The following is an 18501-nucleotide window of genomic DNA, read 5'->3' on the forward strand; positions in this document are numbered from 1 at the left end:
ATCAATACCGTCTTGTTCAAATCATTCTTTACCACAAATAAACATCGCTCACATCTTTGGAAATCTTATTGACGATAACCAGCAGGATGAGATTGATTACTGTATTGAACAGATCAACTGCTGCAGAGAAACTATAATTGGCATTCACCAGTCCTGTCTTATACACATAAGTCGAAATGATCTCTGCGTATTTCAGGTTCAGCGTATTCTGCATCAGAAACGCCTTTTCAAATCCTACGTTCATGACACTGCCGACATTTAAAATAAGCATGATAATGATGGTAGGCAGTATTCCCGGGATATTGATATGCCAGATCCTTTGAAACCGGGATGCACCATCTACAATAGCTGCCTCGCTTAACTGCGGATCAATCCCTGACAATGCTGCAAGATAGATAATAGATCCCCAGCCCATACTCTGCCAAACATTGGTCCATACATATAAGTGACGGAATAAATAATCTTTTCCCAGAAACATGGTGGGCTTCACACCAATTAGTTTCCCCAGTTGGTTTACAATCCCGGTAGGACTGAAAAATATCAAAATAATCCCTACCATTACCACCGTAGAAATAAAATGCGGAGCATAGGTGACATTCTGCACGAGCTTTTTAAAGTGGGTATTCTTTACCTCATTTAGCATCAATGCCAATAGAATCGGCATGGGAAATCCCGCTGCAAGAGAATACAGAGACAGGCTTAGTGTATTCCCAATCACTCTTCTGGAGGAATAAGTCTGAAAGAAATTCCGGAAATGCTTCAGCCCTGCCCAGGGACTGCCCCATATTCCCTTGTTCGCGATAAAATCCTTGAAAGCAATTTGAACTCCATACATGGGAACGTAACTGAATAGGATGAAGTAAAGAAAAGCAGGCAAAATCAATATATAAAGCTGCCAATTCCGCATGATTTTATTCCAGTTGCTGGTTTTCCCTATATTCGTCCCACTTGCCCTGAGGATGCTGCTTCCATCCTCGCTTTTTTTGCTTACCAACTTCATGTAGATGGTCCCTCCCTGTCCCTGAGTCTTCTAAGTGCATGCAATGAAATGCCATGCAACTCTCTGCGGTGATCGATTACTGCTGAGAACTTCAAACCACATCCATTATAAAGACAGGGATCCGTCCGGTAAACCAACAGAATTTAATATGAGCCTTATTTTTTTAATCACAGCTCCTTACAAGTCATTTATACCAAGCTTTTTATATGCTCCGAAAGGAAAAAGCCTCAGAATCGGTTTTGCTCCCGGTACACACCCGGTGTGATGCCTTCCAGTTTTTTAAATACCCGTGTTATTCCCATCTCATTTGCATAGCCCAGCTGATCACTGATTTCCGCGATCGTAATATCCGTGGAAACCAAAAGTTCCTTTGCTTTTTTTACCCTGCACTCCGCAATAAAATCCGTTATGTTTTTTCCTCTTTGCTTCTTGAATAACCCGGATAAATACGGAGAAGTCACTCCAAAATAATCAGCTATGGAAGACAGGCCCAATCCGTTTTCACAATAATTTGCATTGATATATTTCTCCACATTCCGAATTAATTTTTCGCCGGGGCCTGTGTATTGCTTTCGTACAGAACTACAGATATCATCTGCCATCCGGAGAATTTCCTTTCGAATGGTATCAATGTTCTTGTCTTTCACAGCAAGATCCGCTGGCAGATTCATATACAGATACGTTTTATCATTTTGAGAATGCATGGCATTCTTTACTTTTAAAATAGTAGCATAAACATCCAGAATAAAATAATGTCCGGCATCCAGACTGGTTTCCCTGGACTTGAAATTGATCTCAAAAAGAGTATTGAGGATCTCCCTTGAACCGGCATCATCCCCGGCACGAAGCTTGTTCGTGAGTTGAACCTCCATTTCGATGGGATAGTAATAATAATCATGTTTTACGGCAAGATCGTTAAAAAGCATACTGTCCTGTACTCCAATCAGTAATGCATAGTCCAAAGCCTTTCCTGCTTCATCGTAACATTCCCTCAGTTCAATCATCCTGCTGTGCGTATCGCTGATGCCGAAAACAACATTCAATTCACATAATTCCGACAGTGCGGATCGAAACTCCATCACCTCATTTTTGATATCATTCCGGGAAATATCTCCTTCCTTATCCGGCAGAAGATTTAAAATAATTGCCATCCGGTCCGATTCTATCTCCACGAAATACAGTACCCCACGATTCGACAAAATCTCCATTCCTACATTCTGAACAACAAATCTGGCCAATGCCCATTCCTTTTCATGATCCCCTTCCAGAAAACTGCTGCTGACATCAATCTTTGCCACAATAGCAATAAAATCATCCGATACCATGTTTACTTTCATGAATTTCAGCGTTTCTTTGTCAATATCCGAAGGCTTCCCGTAACCTTTCAAGAGCTTCATCAGATAATCCGAACGCATTGTCGGCAAGTGCTCCGCTATCCTACTGGTTAATTGATTACGGTCATTCAAAACATTTACTATGGAAGATTTGATATAGTCAAATTCATTCCGGCATGGCCTGGATTTCTCCGTGTCAATCTTCTTTGCCACCATATCCCTGATCTCCCTTATCGGTTGATAACTATGATAGGCAAACGTATACGAAAGCACAATGCCTGCCAGGCAACAAGCCAACATCAACAGGAATGTAAACAACTTATCCCGGTTAATATCAGCCAGGTATACACTTTTTAGCATGTAAATGGCATAGGTCCAACCGGTATCTTCCGATACATCATATAATATGACTGCCTCATTTTCCCCTTCGTGGCAGGAAATGATATCGGCAGACGAAGCCATCCCCGATTTCATATCGGCAGTTAATTCCGGCGCATCCTTTTTTGCTGTAATGACCTCTTTATTCTTATCCAACAGATAGACAAAACCTTCCGTAGCCCAATTGATTTTGTCCATTGCTTCCTCTATTTTTGATTGATCCATTAAGATAACAGCCTGTCCCAGAACATTTCCACCGGCGGCAACCGGTATGGACTGAAGAAAGGTAATAACCTCCTTCTTTTGTGTCCCTGCATAGGTGTTCAGCTGTCTGCCAGGCAGACAGGTCTTGAAATGATATCCGGATAATGTGTTTTTCCATGCATGATAATCCATGCCCTGATAGCTGTAAATCATACGATAGAATGGTTCGGATTCGAGACAAATGGTAGAGCCTATAATTTCGTCATTTCCCATGTCGTAAATATAGTAGTCATAAATGAAATCATATTTTGGCTGCGCTTTCATATCATCCATAATATCCCGGTAAGAGTAGAGAGAATAACTGCCTTTCAGCATCATCTCGACTTTTTTATCAAATACAATCTTATTGCTGATATCGTTCACAACTTCCAATCTGTTATCAATATCAATCTTCAGCTGATTCAGCATGGCGAAACTCGTTCGTTTGACATTCTCAAGCATCTTGTCTTCCATTCGGGCATAATACACCATATTGGATAACATGGAAATAAACAGCATAACAAGATAGGAAACAAGAAAAAGGAGAAATACACTGCCCTTCTCCTTTCTGTCTCCCCTTTGATGGGCACTGAAAAATTTCAAAAAATGCTTCGGTATTCTGCCAGAATCCATGTTTCTTTCCCTCATCGGTGATCTCACACGCTTAAAGTATAGCAGCGTCAGTTGGATCTCGTCCGAACAATGGACGGCATAGTCAACCGCCGCAAAGCTCTCCGTTATTCTAGTATAATCACCTCATATTCCTTTACCACGGGAATGGTCAGCTGTACCGTTCCATCCTGACAGGAGAATTCACAGCGATCCGAATCCTCCACGGCGGTAATCCAATTTGCCCCATGAACCGTTTTGTCAAGGTGCAGCGTCACATGAATATCCTGCACCGGAAGAATACGCTCAATGGGCCTTGCCATTTCACCGGTCATGTTGATGACGTGCAGAATATAACGGCCTTTGTCCTCCTGATGTCTCAGAACCATTTCCACGCTTCCGGGGGCATCGGTTTTCAGTATTTCAGAAGAAAACCGGTTCACAATATTTGCAACCAGGCACCGATAATCGGGATTGGTTGAGCTATAGTAAAACTCCCCTGCAGTACCGCCGATATAAACCCCAGCCCCTTTGCCGTACCGGTGTACTGCAATGGCAGGAAAACCGTCCGTCGGCAGTGCAACATATCTGCTTTCCATCGGCCTCAGGTAAACTCCGGGAATCTGCGTCCCACTGGATGGGGTGAACCGCACCGCAAGACTTGGAGAGGGGATCAGATCTGCGCTGAGGCCATGGGCCATCCAGCTGTCTTTCCGAATTCTGTGGAATCCTGTTCCGGGAGTCCCATACTCAATCGTTCCGTCCGTCTTTTGTATTCCAAGTACATCCTCAAGCCCGGATTTACCCAGGTACCGGCCCTTTTCATCATAAAAACCGGTATCAAATGTGGCAAGGATCCTGCCTCCATTCTCAACAAAACTCCGTATGTTTGCTGCGGTCTCCCTGCTCATGCATGCGCATGTCGGCAGGATCAAAACATCGTATTTTGAAATGGTACCATCCTGGACATTGCATTCATCCACCACCTCGAACGGAATATGGGATCGGACAAGCATTTCGTAGAAGCCCATAAAGGATTCATAATGGTTCCCCTGTTTTGCTTTCGGACCCAGCTGCTGGGACTGTGTGAAGTCCGTGGCGGCCACGCTGGAGGAATAATGATTGGCACTGTCCATGGACCACATCAGAGCCACTTTGGATACCGGCTTCGTATTTCGGTAACAGGATTCGTTCTGTTCCAGAAAGGCATTGAATTCCACTGCGGCCTTCCCACCGGGAGTATCCATAATGTAGGTAGGGGCATGGATGCCATACCAGACATTGGCGCCGTTGGCCACGGACTGCGCATAAAGGATCTTCGTTTCCGCCGCGGTATGCATATAATAGGAATACGGTTTATGATCCCCGGCAATAAAGATTACCGTCGATTTCCCCCTGGCCTGGGTTTCAATATAGCGGGCCATAGAATCTGCCTGCCACAGGGTCAGATCCCTGTTCACCCAGGCAAATCCGCCTTCCGCTCCCAACATGTCCACGTAAGGTTCCACTTTTCGGGTATTGCTGCCGGTAACATCGGCGCGAAGCGCAGAATTATTCAGATACAGGAGAATATCCGGATTGATGCCCTTTACGATATCATGTGTCTTCTTTATAAACTCTGTGACGGAATCCACCTTAAACTCCATAAGCTCTGCAGAAGAGGCGTCATGGATGGACTTTCCATAATGCCGGCGAAACTTATCGCAGCATGCCGGACAAAAACATCCCTGCTGGGTCAGAACAGGTCCATCCAGAAAAATACCATCGATCTCATGGCGGCAAAGCCCGGACAGATTGTCTGCGAAGTATGCAAACCACCCGCTGTTGATACAGGCAAAATAATCCACACCATAAGCCAGTATTTCCTTTCCGTCCCGATCTCTCTGCACCCATTCGGGATGAGCATCCCGAATGCGCTTCACAAAGCAGTGTACATTGAGATAGATAATTTCACGGATATGATTCCTGTGAGCCTCCGCAAGATACGAATCCAGCAGCACTCCATGGCGTTCTTCCTCATAGAAGGCCATATGGCCTTCCGCAGTCAGATGCAAAAGCTGCTCCGTATTGAAGTGCCGCGGCACCACATGCTTTTTCAGAATATCCATACTGTCTTCATCATATTTGCATTGTACGGCAGAAATCCTTAAAAATTCATTCTCCCACCATTTCATAAGTATCCTCACCTTTCAGACTGTTTCTATTATACCATATTTCCAGGCATCTTTCCCCCGCAATAACATTTCCTCCGCATTTAGCCTTTGATTGCTCCGATGAGCACTCCCTTGACAAAGTACTTCTGAATGAACGGATACACCAGGAGAATAGGAACGGTTGCCACAATGATCAATGCATACCTGATACTTTCTCCGACAATCTGCTGATCCGCGGCGGGTCCTTCCACATTGCCGGAGCTGATATTCTGCAAAAGGATTTCCCTCAGGATAAGCTGAAGCGGAAACTTGTCCCTGTCGCTGAGATACAGCATGGCTCCGAAAAAGGAGTTCCAGTGATCCACACCATAGAACAAGGTCATGATGGCGATAATCGGCATCGACAGCGGCAAAGCAATCTTCAGGAATATGACAAGATCATTGCACCCGTCTATGATGGCGGCCTCCTGCAGTTCCATAGGAACATTTGATTGAAAAAAGGTACGCATAATGATCATATTCCATGCACTGATCGCACCAGGAAGGATCATCACCCAAAAAGTATCATACAGATTCAGCTGCTTAATGAGCAAATACATCGGTATAATTCCCCCACTGAAGAACATAGTAAAGGTGATATAGAAAGTCCAGAAATTCCTGCCTTTGAAATCCTTTCTGGATAAGGCAAACGCACCGGTGGATGTCAGAATAACGTTCAGTGCCGTACCGACGATGGTATATACGATTGTATTTTTGTAACTGTTCCATACATCCGGATTGCTGAACACTTTCTCATAACCGATAAGGGTAAATCCCTTTGGCAGCAGTACCACCTCGTTTTTCATTACGGAAAGGGGATTGCTGAAGGATGCACTGATGACAAAGATTACCGGGTACAGGACGATGACACAAAAGAAGAGAAGGATCACATTCCTGATCAGCCGGAACAGTTTATCTCCCAATGTTTCATGTTGAAAAATCATTTTTACACCTCTTTACCAGAGACTGGTTTCACTTATTTTTCTGCTGAACTGATTGAACAGCACCAGCATGGCAAAATTGATCAGCGAATTGAACAGCCCGATTGCAGTGGAATAGCTGAAGTCCGCATCCTGTATGCCTCGCCTGTAAACATAGGTTGAAATGACATCCGCAGTTTTATAGGTAAGAGGATTATAAAGAAGGATAATCTTTTCGAAACCCACGGAAAACAGGGATCCAATCCGAAGAATCAGCATGATAATGATGGTTGGCAGAATACCGGGTATGGTAATATATATGAGCTGTTTCCAGTTATTTGCGCCATCAATAGTAGCCGATTCATATAATTGGGCATCAATTCCTGCCAGGGCAGCGATGTATATAATGGAATTCCAACCTGCATTCTGCCATACCCCTGACAGAACATAAATGCTTTTAAACCATCCGGGTTCTGCCAGAAAATGTACCGCTTTTCCTCCCAGAGTCTTGATCAGGTAGTTAATGATGCCGGAGCTGGGGGAAAGGAAGGAAACCAGCATACCGGAAACAACAATTACGGATATGAAGTGGGGCAGATACACGATGGTCTGGACGCTTCGCTTCATGAAATTGTTTTTTACAGAATTGATCATCAACGCAAGGATAACAGGCAGGGGAAACCCCACGAGAAGATCATAGATATTGATCGTAATGGTATTGTAAATAAGACGCCAGAAATAAACCGAGTGGAGAAAGTCCCTGATGTGCCGCAATCCGGCCCATGGACTTCCCCATATTCCCTGGTATGGATTATAGTCCTTGAACGCAATCAACAATCCGTACAGGGGCATATAAGCAAAAACGAAGAAATAAACAATTGTGGGCAGAAACAGGAGATACAGATATTTTGATCGGGACATATCTCTTGCAAATGTGCCGGATCTTCCAATCCTCCGTTGATTTTTCACATTTTTTACTGTGTTTTGTGCCATTGCAGCCTCCGTTCCACCGCTTTTGCGCGGCTAATCTATATCAGATAAATAAATCCTTCATGCTTTTTATTTCTGCAAAGGCTCCCAGAGCCTGCCGGAAGCCTTTGCAGTGCGAATTATATTTTCACTTTGCATTCCAATCATTCATGGCTTTCTGATATATCTTAATGACTTCATCAATTCCCATCTTCTGAACCTTTTCCACGTATTTGTCCCAATCAGATATCGGCTGCTTCCCTACGATAAAGTTGGTGACAGATTCATTGACATAGGTGTTGATATCGGTCATAAGCTGCTTTCTTCTGTCATTGTCCTTCTGTGAGAAAGAAAGTCTTGGCGGCAGGGGTTCCACCAAAGTTTCCGATGTCAGAATATCGGTCTTGGCAGTTCTGACTTCCTCCGAATCCCTCTGCAGGGTAAGATCAGAAGGCAGCCAGACAGTAGGCCATATGCTCCTTCCGGGCGTCAGGGAGCCCCAGGCTTCATCCACCGTCCTGCCGTCCGGATTTTTCAGAATAAAGTCTGTCCATTGAGGCTTTCCGTCCACCATGGTATAGCTTTTGCCTTCCTCGCCCCACATCTTTGCCTGACCTTCTTCACTGTACCAGTAATCCGCCCATTTCACGGTTTCGACAGGATGCTTATTGTCCCTTGTAACAACAAATCCCTGCGGAAGGGCACTGGGGTCCGTTATCGTATGGAACTGGTCGCCATGCGGGCCTTTTGCCACCGGCGCAACGTTTAAGTGAAATTCAGAATCGCCGTTCATTTTTGCGGTATCGTTCATGGTGATCAGATCGCCGCCAAATACTCCTCTGGTAGCGCCCACAAGATTCTGCGTCATCTTTGCCTGAAAAGCCTTATTGTCATTTGTTACGATTTCCGGATCAATCAAGTCCTCCTGATAGAGTTTGTTCAGCCACTCCACCATTTCCTTATAACGGGGCTCTATAGGCGAATAATGTACCTTTCCATCCTGGGGATAAAGCTTTTCAGCAGAATAGAATTTCCCTTCAAATGTCTCGCTGTTTCCGTTATCGTGCATCCCCCATGTCATGGCAAACTTCATCAGGTCACCGATCCCATCCCCGCTGAAAGGAAGTTCGTCCGGTTTCCCATTCCCATTGGGGTCCTTTTCCTTAAACGCTTTCAACACTTTATACCAGTCTTCCGTCGTTACCGGCATATCGAGATTGAGTTTTTTAAGCCAATCCTCCCGAATGATCAGCACGTCATTTCCCCAACGCTCCCTGTAAACAAACGGCATACTGTAAACCTTGCCGCCGGTACCGGTGATCACTTTCTTTGCATCGGGGAACTCATTTATTACTTTCTTCAGATTCGGAGCATTTTGATCAATCAATTCATTGATATCAATCAATGCACCCTGCTGCCCATACTTTTCGATGTCATCCGCCGGCATTGCAATGATCGCATCCGGAAGTTTTCCCGATGACATAACCAGGTTGTATTTGCTGGTAAAGTCTGCCGCCGCAGGCGTATTCCACTTGATTTTTATATTGGATTTCTTCTCATAATCCTGCAAAACCGGCATTTTTGAATAATCAGTATCATACATGACCAGTGGTTTCATGATTTCAAGCGTAATCGTCTTGTCCGAGATTGGAAAGCCACTATCCCCTGCTGCCTGGTTTGTTTCCTGATTTCCTGCCGGTTGCTTTGTACCGCTTGTCTCTTTTTTACCGCAGCCGGCAAAGACGGCCAACCCCAGAACACAAACCGCAAGAGCTGCTGTGATGAATCGGACCGAATGCCATCTTTTCATCCAACGTTCCTCCCCATACATTTTATATTCTGCTTTTCCTGAACCATTGAGACGGCGCCATCTCTTTTCTTCAATATATATTGGAAATGGATTTTTGAAAAGAAACAATTTCCGTTCCGCTTTAACATTTCATTCCGTTTTATGAAATCGAAGTACCTGCGGGATGGTCCCTTCCGCACTTCTGTGAAATGCTTCCACTCAATCGGTACTGTGTGGGAGTCATCTTCTCATAGCGTTTAAATACACGCGTAAAGTTGTATACACTGTTATACCCTGTTGCGCCAGCAATGTCGGACACAAGCATTTCCGTCTCACACAGCAGATGCTTCGCCTTTGCAAGTCTTTGCTTGTTTACATAATCTGTGAATCCACTGCCCGTCCGCTCCTTGACCAACTTACTGATATAGGAACCTGAGACGTGAAAATGTCCAGCAACGTTTTCCACCGATATTTCATTATCCATGCTGTGATGCCCAATATACTCCACAATTCTTTGCTTGAAATCACAATTCTTTTGATTCCTGGCATCACGAATGCGTTCACATGTATTAAAGTAGAAGCTGCATGCTTCTTCATAGACTTCCGTCAGCGATTTCCCCCTCATGAGTCCGGCAAAGTGTTCCTCATATCCAAAGTCCGTTATTCCCAGTTCATCCAGGGCCTTCCGTGTTGTGTTGATAATGTCAAAATAAGTGCATCGAACCACCTCAATCGGAACCGGCCGGGTTTTAATCTGTTCCACAATGGCACCAAGCATCTTCCTGATGGAATCAAAGTCCCCCACCCGGAGGAACTGCATCAGCTGTCTTTCCTGATCGAACGTATAATAGCATCCGGCCACCCTGCTTTCGCAGTTGTACAGTTCTGCATAGTTGATCACTGTACTCTTTCCATCGATCAGCCGATAACTCAAAGCATATTCCGCCTGCTGATAGGCAGTCCGTATCCGGGACACTTCCCCCTGGATATCACTGATCGCAGCCGTAATGGATATTCCGAAATCGGAGTACAGACAGGCGCGCAGCTGATGCGCTGCACTTTTCAGGGCCTTTCTGTCTGCATCGGGATCCTTGTTGTCGAACGCCACCAAAACCGCATCTTTATCCTTCCCGAGACGCACGGCATACCCCCGTCCAAGCGCCGAGCCAATCTCCTCCGCCCTGGCTGCCAGGGAAAGATGGATTACATTCCGCTCCGGCTCCCCTACCGCATCTTCTATCTCCTCATAACTGTCAATACTGGTAAGGAGAACCCCGCAGGCATTGAAATTCAGTTGAACGGAAAGGAAGTTTGCCATGGCGGCAATGGATTTCCCATCCTGCATTTCTCCTGTCAGGAGCTTACGGAAAAAATCATTACGTATAATTGGCATATGCTTTTCCAGCTTGTCCCGAAGAGAAGCATTTTCCCGAATCATACACACTGCGGCATCATTTATGAAATTCCACTCATTGCTGATCGTCTCCTGCCCTTCCATGTTCTGTCCCGACAGCAAGGTATCCGTAATATTCCGGATATTCCGATAATTCCTTCTTGAAAATTTAAATGCTGCCCAGCCACCGATGATCAGGGCCATAAACATGACAAAAATAAATATTTTTTGATAATCCCTCATTTTTAGCTGTATCTGCCTGGCAGGCATGGCTGCAACATATTTCCAGCCCATAATATCCGATTGGATATAGGAAAGGATGAACTTCCCCTGTTCGAAATTTGTTATTCCATTTTGAAGATCCCCATCCTGATCCTGAATGAAAGCCATGGATTTATGAACTGCCTTATCGGCTGCCTTCCTGTAGTCCCGACTGTTGTTCAGCCCGCAGGTAAATATTCCCCTGTTTTTTGAATCCAGAATGTACACATAGCCACTGTACTCTCCCAACACTTCATGAAGGATCTGCCGCACAGAGTCTTCCCGGATGGTTACAGCAAGAGTCGCCGTATACTGATAATCAGCCTGGACCGGCAGCGGCTGTACATAGGATATGAGATTTGTCCGGGTTCCGTTCACGTAAGCCGGCCGGGAAGGGATAACCGTCAGAGAAGCAATACTGTTGATGCGGTCTGTAAAGCTGCCCTGCGGCGAATCCTGCCACACACAAATATACTTTTCAAATGTATTATAACTGTATTTGCCTTTATCACTCAGTACAACATCTTTCTCTCTCAGAGCAAGATAGATATTCTCAATCATACCATTGGATATTTTATAATCTTCCAGCTCCTGAATTCCGTTGTAAACCGATGGATAGTTCTCCATTTCATTTCCATCCGCCGGGGAAAGAAAAGGCTGCAGATTCCGATTCGCTGATATCTGATAAGAGATTCTGCTCAAATCGCTGAACCGGCTGTCCAATATTTCACTGGCCTGCGTCAACATACTGGTTGTTGAGTGAATGACTTCTTTTCTGAGTCTTTTGGAGAAATCCGTAACAATCATAAGTCCAAGCAAAGTGGCAGGTATCAGCAGGACAGCCAGATAGGACATAATCGACTTCCTCAGTACTTTGGATTTTACCATAAAAGCCTCCGTTCCATGCTGTATCACAGTGCGCCATCCCGGCATTTGTCATCCGTCGGCCCTGCATCAGGCAGCCATTCATCTCTCATAAGACGTACAGATAACAAACAGAATAAGTAAAAAGCAGGAACGAAAGAGAGCATCCGCTATCAGGACTCTGTCACTTTTTCATAGGCATACAACGCATATTGAAAGTTCCCCGTGAGACAGAACTCCATCCGTCCTGCCCCGTCTGTCTTCGCCATTCTGTCCTCTCCCTGTCCCATCAGTCGGTGCAGTTTGATTTCCCTGTCTTTCATTTTCCACAACGCATAGGAATGGCGCTCGCCATCCTTTCGTTCTTTCAGAATCAGAAGATATCCCTTTCCGTCTCCTGTTATGGACTGAAAGCCCGTCCATCCCGTTCCCGAAGGCTCCTCCCCAATGGGCAGGACAATGCCGGAAAGGATATCGGACTGATAGTTCCGATAAATGGGGATCATCCGCTCCAGAGTATTCCGGGATGCTTTGTCCAGTCCGGTGAGAGTCATCCATGCCAGCGGATTGGAAAACATGGTAACCGCAAATGCATATTCCATTCCGCAAACGGATGGTGCCAGCGCATCGCCCGAATAGAGCTCCCTGTTTCTGTTCACGTTTAAAAACTCCGTCTGCAGACGGAAGGTGGGATAATACCCGGAAAGCATCCAAAGGTTCCGTAAGGTCCAATGAGGGTAATAATTATGCCAATCGGTATACCTGTTCTCCAGAAACAGGCTGGCATATTGGACTCTTCCATAATATCCATTCCGCGTTTGCGCCGTTACATCCAGATTGAGTATCACCTTTCCGTCGGTTTCCTCCGTAACTTCTCTCATCATGCGGAACAGATTCTCTTCACCCTTTTTCGAGCGGATATGAATTGCGTCCAGTTTAAATGCCTTGATCCCATATTCCCTGTAAAGATTGACCAAAGTATCGGCATCTTTTCTCCAGTTGCAAAAATCATCCAGAGAATCCGGGGAGAACCACAGGCCAAGATCCATGTTTCCGCTTTTCGCCTGCTCTGCAACGGGCTGCAGGCCTTTGGGAAAGCCCTTTCCGTTTACATGCCAGTAATTTGGATTGGAACGATAATATCCCTCGATCCCTCCCTGTGCCGAAACAGTGGATACGCCTTCCTGCCAGCCGGCATCGATCTGATAACAGCTGATCCTCAAAGACTCCGCCAGGGACAATTCCTTTCGCATAAAATCCTCATTGATGATGACGGATTTGGAACGATCTCCCCAGGTATTGCACATGACGAACGCATCCCGCTCCGGGTTGTATCGGTGAATCGCCCGATGGTACTGCTGGAGAGCCAGAATGGCATCCTCGCCGTCCCCTTCCCACAGGACGACGGCACTGCCATAGGTCGTCATGGTCTGGGCTTTCCTCCACTCCTCCGCAGATATCCCCCCGCCGGATGTAAGAATATTGTTGCCGCAAATTTCAAAGTCATGGGTCACGCCGCCCTGATAGGCCACCGGCGTCGGGCCCTCCTTTACTGCAAGAAACCCATCTTCGTGCATCGAATCCTTTACAAATAAAAGGTTTCCCGAAAGATGCGATTTTTCATTGCTGTAAAGCAGCCCTTCCTGCGAGGAAACCAGATTGTTATGATGATCCGTTGCATCCTGAAAGCACACCGATTTCCACTTGCAATGGATTGGCAAACCCGGAAGCACATCGATATACCCTTCTCCATTGGATTCTTTTTCAAACAGAGTTTCATACATTCCGGCAATTCCCGGCCTTTCCTGTTTGCCACGGCTGCCTGCGCAATGGCCGGAGGCAATCGGGCTTTTCTTTTCCAGAATAATGGAGTTCCGCAGAATCGGCAGTCCGGGATAAATGATATGGCGCCATATCGCCTTCCACGAGTGGTATTCCAGCTCAACATCGATCACAAAGTGAGGAACAGCAAATCCGAAATCATCATCCGTATGAGTCGTTATCGTACAATCCACGGGCTCTTCCGCCGTTCCGGAAGCCTTCCCGGAATTGGGTATGGTTTCTCCCGCTGATGCCGATTTTCCTACAGATAACCATCCCGCAGGGGTTGGATCGGAGAACCATTCTTTCTCCATCCTCTTATTTCGGAAAGACAGGCTTCGGGGAACCTCCCCCTTCATCTCCCAGGACCGTTCGATCCGGTTGTTTCCTATCGTAAGATTGCTGCCGTCAAATGATACATAGCAATCCTCATATGTTTTGACAAAATTCATAGTATACTACCTCCCTGTCATTTATTATACCTTCAACCGGTCTGTCTTTCCTTCGCTTATTCTGCTCTGCTATTGATGAATTCTACAAAAGTGATTTTCGTTCAGGAATATTGCATTTTGTCAAAAACTTTCAGGAGTCCATGCTTTCCTGCATCATTGCATTCATACGATATGTTTTCGGAGTCATGCCATATTTGCGCTTAAATCGCTTAATAAAATACACGGAACTGTTGAAACCCGCTTCGCCGGCAATCCGCTCAATCGTTTCCCCGCTGTTGATCAAAAGCTCTGCGGCAAGTTCCAGCCTGGCATTGTTCACATATTCCGTATAGTTCAGCCCAACCTGCTCCCGGAACAAACGGCTGAGATAATTTGGACTGATATGAAACGTATCCGCCAACACTTCCAGAGATATGGATTCGCTCAGATGCTGCAAAATATAGTCTGTCATGCTTTGCAGGATATCAGAATACTGGCCAGCGTGATTCTGTCTCTGCAGATTCACATAATAGCGGATTCGTCCGCAAATCCAATCCTGAAAGCAATCGATATCTGTGCACCCAAAAAACTCATCATAAATTTTCCCATTGGCATGGTTGCCCCCCGGATAAATGCGCAGAATAAACCGGGACAGAGCGGAGACAGCGGAAAAAAGCTGTGCCCTGCAATGTGCCGCGGTATATTGACCGGATTTGCATTTCTCCACCAGCTTTAAAATATCGACCGTTGCGCTCTCTTCGTCAAAGGAATCCAGATGCTTTCTGAAATCATCCGGAAAACGTGCCGGGATCCCGCTGTCTGCTTTGCATTCCATCGTCAGAATCCGTTCGGCTTTCAGATAGGGCTCGTCTGTCAGGAAGAAAAAATAGGGTTCACATATACTGTTCTGCTGATAGGCCTCGCTCAGTTCCAAAATATCCGTTACGCAGGAGCTGACACTGAGATTCGGAGGAACCTGACAAAATCGGAAGCATATCCGGCTGATTTCCCGCATCCAGTCATCCTGACGGCTCTTTGCACTTGCCGGCAGATTTACAATCAGCGTCAGGGAGCGATCGTTGTTTTTGGTGCCGGCAAGGACAATTTCACTGCTTTTGTACTCATGATAACAATTCAGCAGCCCATAAAGAAGCACCACTTTTTGTTCCGTTTGAAGCGTACGGAAAATCTTCTGCGGAACAGATACTCCCACAACACAAAAGTACGGATAAGGAAAGGAAAGGTGCAAAAGATCCAGTTTCTCACGAATTTCATTCCGATCCAGCTTTGGCTCATAAAGAAGCGTCTGCAGGAAACCATCCCGTATCAACGAAAAGTTTTCATCCATCATATTCTCCAGGGAAGAAGCATGGGAAGAGAGATTCTCCATAACCTCATGAATATACGCATACTCATCTAGGCGCCGTTTCTCCTGTAGGACACTCCCCGAATACTCCCGGGCAGGCTCAATCAATTGCCGCAGGGGACGGTACAGGCGGTCCGAAAAAAACTTGGCCAGTAAAAAACCGACCAGCAGCACACTGAGCTCCACCAGACTTACCATATGTCGGACTCTGTTTGCCTGTTCATAAAAAACATCGAGTGTCGTAACGGACATCAGGATATAATCTTCCTGAAAGGGACGGGAAACAAGAACGGAATCCACCCCGTCCACCTTATACGTCTCAATATATTCCGATTGTCCGATATCATTCAGCTTATCCTGATACAGGTTGGTAAAATCAATGGGTTTGCCAACAGACGCAATTGGCCTGCCCAGTTTGTCAATTAAATAATAGGACGTCTGCTGTGTTTGATATTCCTGCAGCAACCTGCTGATTGCGACGGTATTCAATCGGATTTGAAAAACCCCTTTGCACTTTTCGCCGAAAGCATTGAAAGGGTAAGCTCCGCAAAGGGCAATGGATGCATCTTCCATTTTCTTTCCCGTTTCAGATGAAATCTGTATCGGGGTATACTTCCAAAACAATGAACTCTTCCCATGCACAACCTGCTCTATCCCATCCAGCGATAGATTATCCGACCAGGTATCATTTAGCCAGTTGGCACCTCCACTTGTGGAAAGAACCACATTGGCCGTTTTGCTGTATACAGAAACGTCCCGAAAGGTTTCCGGCATACTGGAGACTGCTGCGTGCAAAGAGGAATACAACCGATAATACAATACAGACTCGCTTGGCCTGGTTTTAACTGAATGATGAAAAAAGTCCTTCAACTCCGGATACAATACCGGATTGCTGATAAAATCCACATAAAGACGATTGGCAGGCCGAAACAAACGCTGCTGCATTTGTATGCCTATCTGTTTCAATTCAGCCTGACGATTCTTTCGAACCTGATCGCCGTAGACTTTCACAAAGGCATAAGTGATAATTCCATTGAGAGAGGTAATCAGCAAAACGATGACAGCAAAGGAAAGTATAATTTTTCTATAAGCCAATCCATATTTCCTTCGGCTTTTTCTCCTGAACTTCCCCTGCATTTTCATCCTCCTCCAAATATACCCATATACTCAGAATGGAATGTTGTATACCTTTATTTCATTATATGATGGAAAAAAAGGAAGCATTCCCGCAACAGCAGACATGCTTCCTGATAGCAGACACTATTTCATGGTTTTCCACCATTCATTGGCTTCTTTCTCCAGCTTTTCATAACCGGACTTTTTATATTCCTCCACGAAAGTATCAAAATAGTCCACAGGCTTGTCACCGGTAATGATGGCAATATAGGCCTCGTCTTCCATTTTGTCGAGCTCGGTCTGATACGTTCCCGCGGAAGGCAGGGCCACAAACAGCTCGCTTCGGATCAGATCTTTGTCATACTTGTTCTCAACCGCCCAGTCATAAAGGTATTTGTTCTGAAGTTTATCGTAGCTTGAAAGCAGGAATGGCTCCAGGACGGTGGCTGCTCCGACACCGGACAGTGTTTCATCCGGCTTCTTATTCTTCTCTTTCCATGCATCAAAGTCGCTGACCGGTACGCCATCTTCATTAAAATGCCACATTTCATCCTTGATACCGCTGCGGGATTCAAAATAATGATCGGTATCGGAAGTCCAGTATTCATACATCGTCATGATTTTCGCCATTTTATCCAATTCGTCTTCCAGTTGGATTCCAAAGCCCACCTGATGGGGGTGCTGCAGGGGGTCCCCGCGGGATCCGCATTTGCCATCCGGTCCGGTTACCGGAGTGCCATGCACCAGCTCACTGCCTATACCAGGGAACTTCTTTTCCAGCTCCTGATAGTTCGTGGCGGCAATCACAGAGGATTTCCCCGTGGACTCATTCAATGGCCCCAGGTCGGGATTCCAATGATAATAGCACCCGTGGCCGGAATATCCGATTCGCCCTTCGTCAAAGGCATGGGTAATTGCCCAGTATCCACCCTTGTTTTCCCCGGTGATGAACTCCGGATCGATGATTCCGTCTTTATACCACTTGGCCAGCACTGCCAAAGCTTCTTTCATTTCAGGCTGAATGGAGGAGTATACAAGTTTACCGTCTTCCTCCACCCATTGCTTTCGCTCATAGCCAAAGGCTCCATATACCATATTCAGCCCGGAGGTGGAAAAGCCATAGGTATCCCTTTTTCCGTTTCCATCCGGATCCTCATTGGCAAACTTATACATTAAATCCTGGAATTCATCCAGTGTGGCGGGAGCGGAACTTACGCCTGCCTTTTTCATCCAGTCCCCGCGATAGACGATGGGCTCATGGAACTGATTGTGAAAGTAGGTCCCTATCGGAATGCCGTACTGCTTGCCATCCACCTGACCTTGCAGCAAGACCTTTTCGTTGTCCGCCTTCAGGGCGGCTATTGTTTTTGGCATATATTTTTCAAGCATTTCCGGTGGAATTTCCGCCAGCAGCTGCTGATCCACATAATTCGCAAAATTTGCAGGGGAATTGCAGTAAAGAAGATCCGGGATCTCATCTCCGGCGAACTTGGTAGACAGGACCTCATTCCATTCATTGGAATCAATATTCCAGAAATCAATCACAACATTGAATTCTTTCTCCCATTTTTCAAGCATGACCGGATCCTCACTGAGAGGGTTGTTTTGTGCGCCGATCCAGGAGATGGTATATGTTTCATCCTTTGGAGCAGCAGGGTCCTTTTCTTCTTTTCCTGACGCTGACTTTCCGGAGGAATCCGGTGTCTTTGTGTTTTCCTTCGTGGGACCTGTAGTCTTGCTGCACGCCACTATGGACACCATCAAAACTGCCGCAAGAACCATTTCGGATATGACCTTGATGAGCTTTTTGTTCAT

10 protein-coding genes are annotated in these 18501 nt (G+C 45.8%); all 10 read right to left on the reverse strand.

All coding sequences use genetic code 11. From position 1 onward, the window contains the following. Positions 1-28: 28 nt before the first annotated feature. The 10 genes from QBE55_00440 to QBE55_00485 all read right to left on the reverse strand — a co-directional run bounded on the left by QBE55_00440 (position 29) and on the right by QBE55_00485 (position 18501). A complete protein-coding gene (locus QBE55_00440) occupies positions 29-1000 on the reverse strand; it encodes an ABC transporter permease subunit (protein ID WZL78675.1) in 972 nt (323 codons plus the stop codon). A 227-nt stretch (positions 1001-1227) separates the two neighbouring features. Next, positions 1228-3588 (reverse strand): helix-turn-helix domain-containing protein, encoded by a 2361-nt coding sequence (locus QBE55_00445; GenBank protein WZL78676.1) that lies wholly within the window; start codon positions 3586-3588, stop codon positions 1228-1230. A gap of 104 nt (positions 3589-3692) precedes the next feature. Next, positions 3693-5738, reverse strand: a complete 2046-nt coding sequence (locus QBE55_00450) for a beta-galactosidase trimerization domain-containing protein (protein ID WZL78677.1) — start codon at positions 5736-5738, stop codon at positions 3693-3695. 80 nt (positions 5739-5818) lie between these two features. Further along, positions 5819-6700, reverse strand: coding sequence for a carbohydrate ABC transporter permease (locus QBE55_00455; protein WZL78678.1), 882 nt, complete (start codon positions 6698-6700; stop codon positions 5819-5821). 12 nt (positions 6701-6712) lie between these two features. Next, complete coding sequence (locus QBE55_00460; protein WZL78679.1) at positions 6713-7669, reverse strand: ABC transporter permease subunit; 957 nt, start codon at positions 7667-7669, stop codon at positions 6713-6715. Positions 7670-7793: 124 nt separating this feature from the next. Further along, complete coding sequence (locus QBE55_00465; GenBank protein WZL78680.1) at positions 7794-9455, reverse strand: extracellular solute-binding protein; 1662 nt, start codon at positions 9453-9455, stop codon at positions 7794-7796. Positions 9456-9594: 139 nt separating this feature from the next. Next, the gene (locus tag QBE55_00470; protein WZL78681.1) at positions 9595-11976 is read right to left on the reverse strand and encodes a helix-turn-helix domain-containing protein; all 2382 of its coding nucleotides are present in this window, start codon (positions 11974-11976) and stop codon (positions 9595-9597) included. 149 nt (positions 11977-12125) lie between these two features. Next, the gene (locus QBE55_00475) at positions 12126-14225 is read right to left on the reverse strand and encodes an alpha-galactosidase (protein WZL78682.1); all 2100 of its coding nucleotides are present in this window, start codon (positions 14223-14225) and stop codon (positions 12126-12128) included. A gap of 130 nt (positions 14226-14355) precedes the next feature. Next, positions 14356-16707: a helix-turn-helix domain-containing protein gene (locus tag QBE55_00480; GenBank protein ID WZL78683.1), complete on the reverse strand. Its 2352-nt coding sequence runs from the start codon at positions 16705-16707 to the stop codon at positions 14356-14358. Between the two features lie 123 nt (positions 16708-16830). Next, positions 16831-18501 (reverse strand): extracellular solute-binding protein, encoded by a 1671-nt coding sequence (locus QBE55_00485; GenBank protein ID WZL78684.1) that lies wholly within the window; start codon positions 18499-18501, stop codon positions 16831-16833.

Source organism: Eubacteriales bacterium mix99 (genome assembly GCA_038396605.1).
GTDB lineage: Bacteria > Bacillota > Clostridia > Caldicoprobacterales > DTU083 > UBA4874.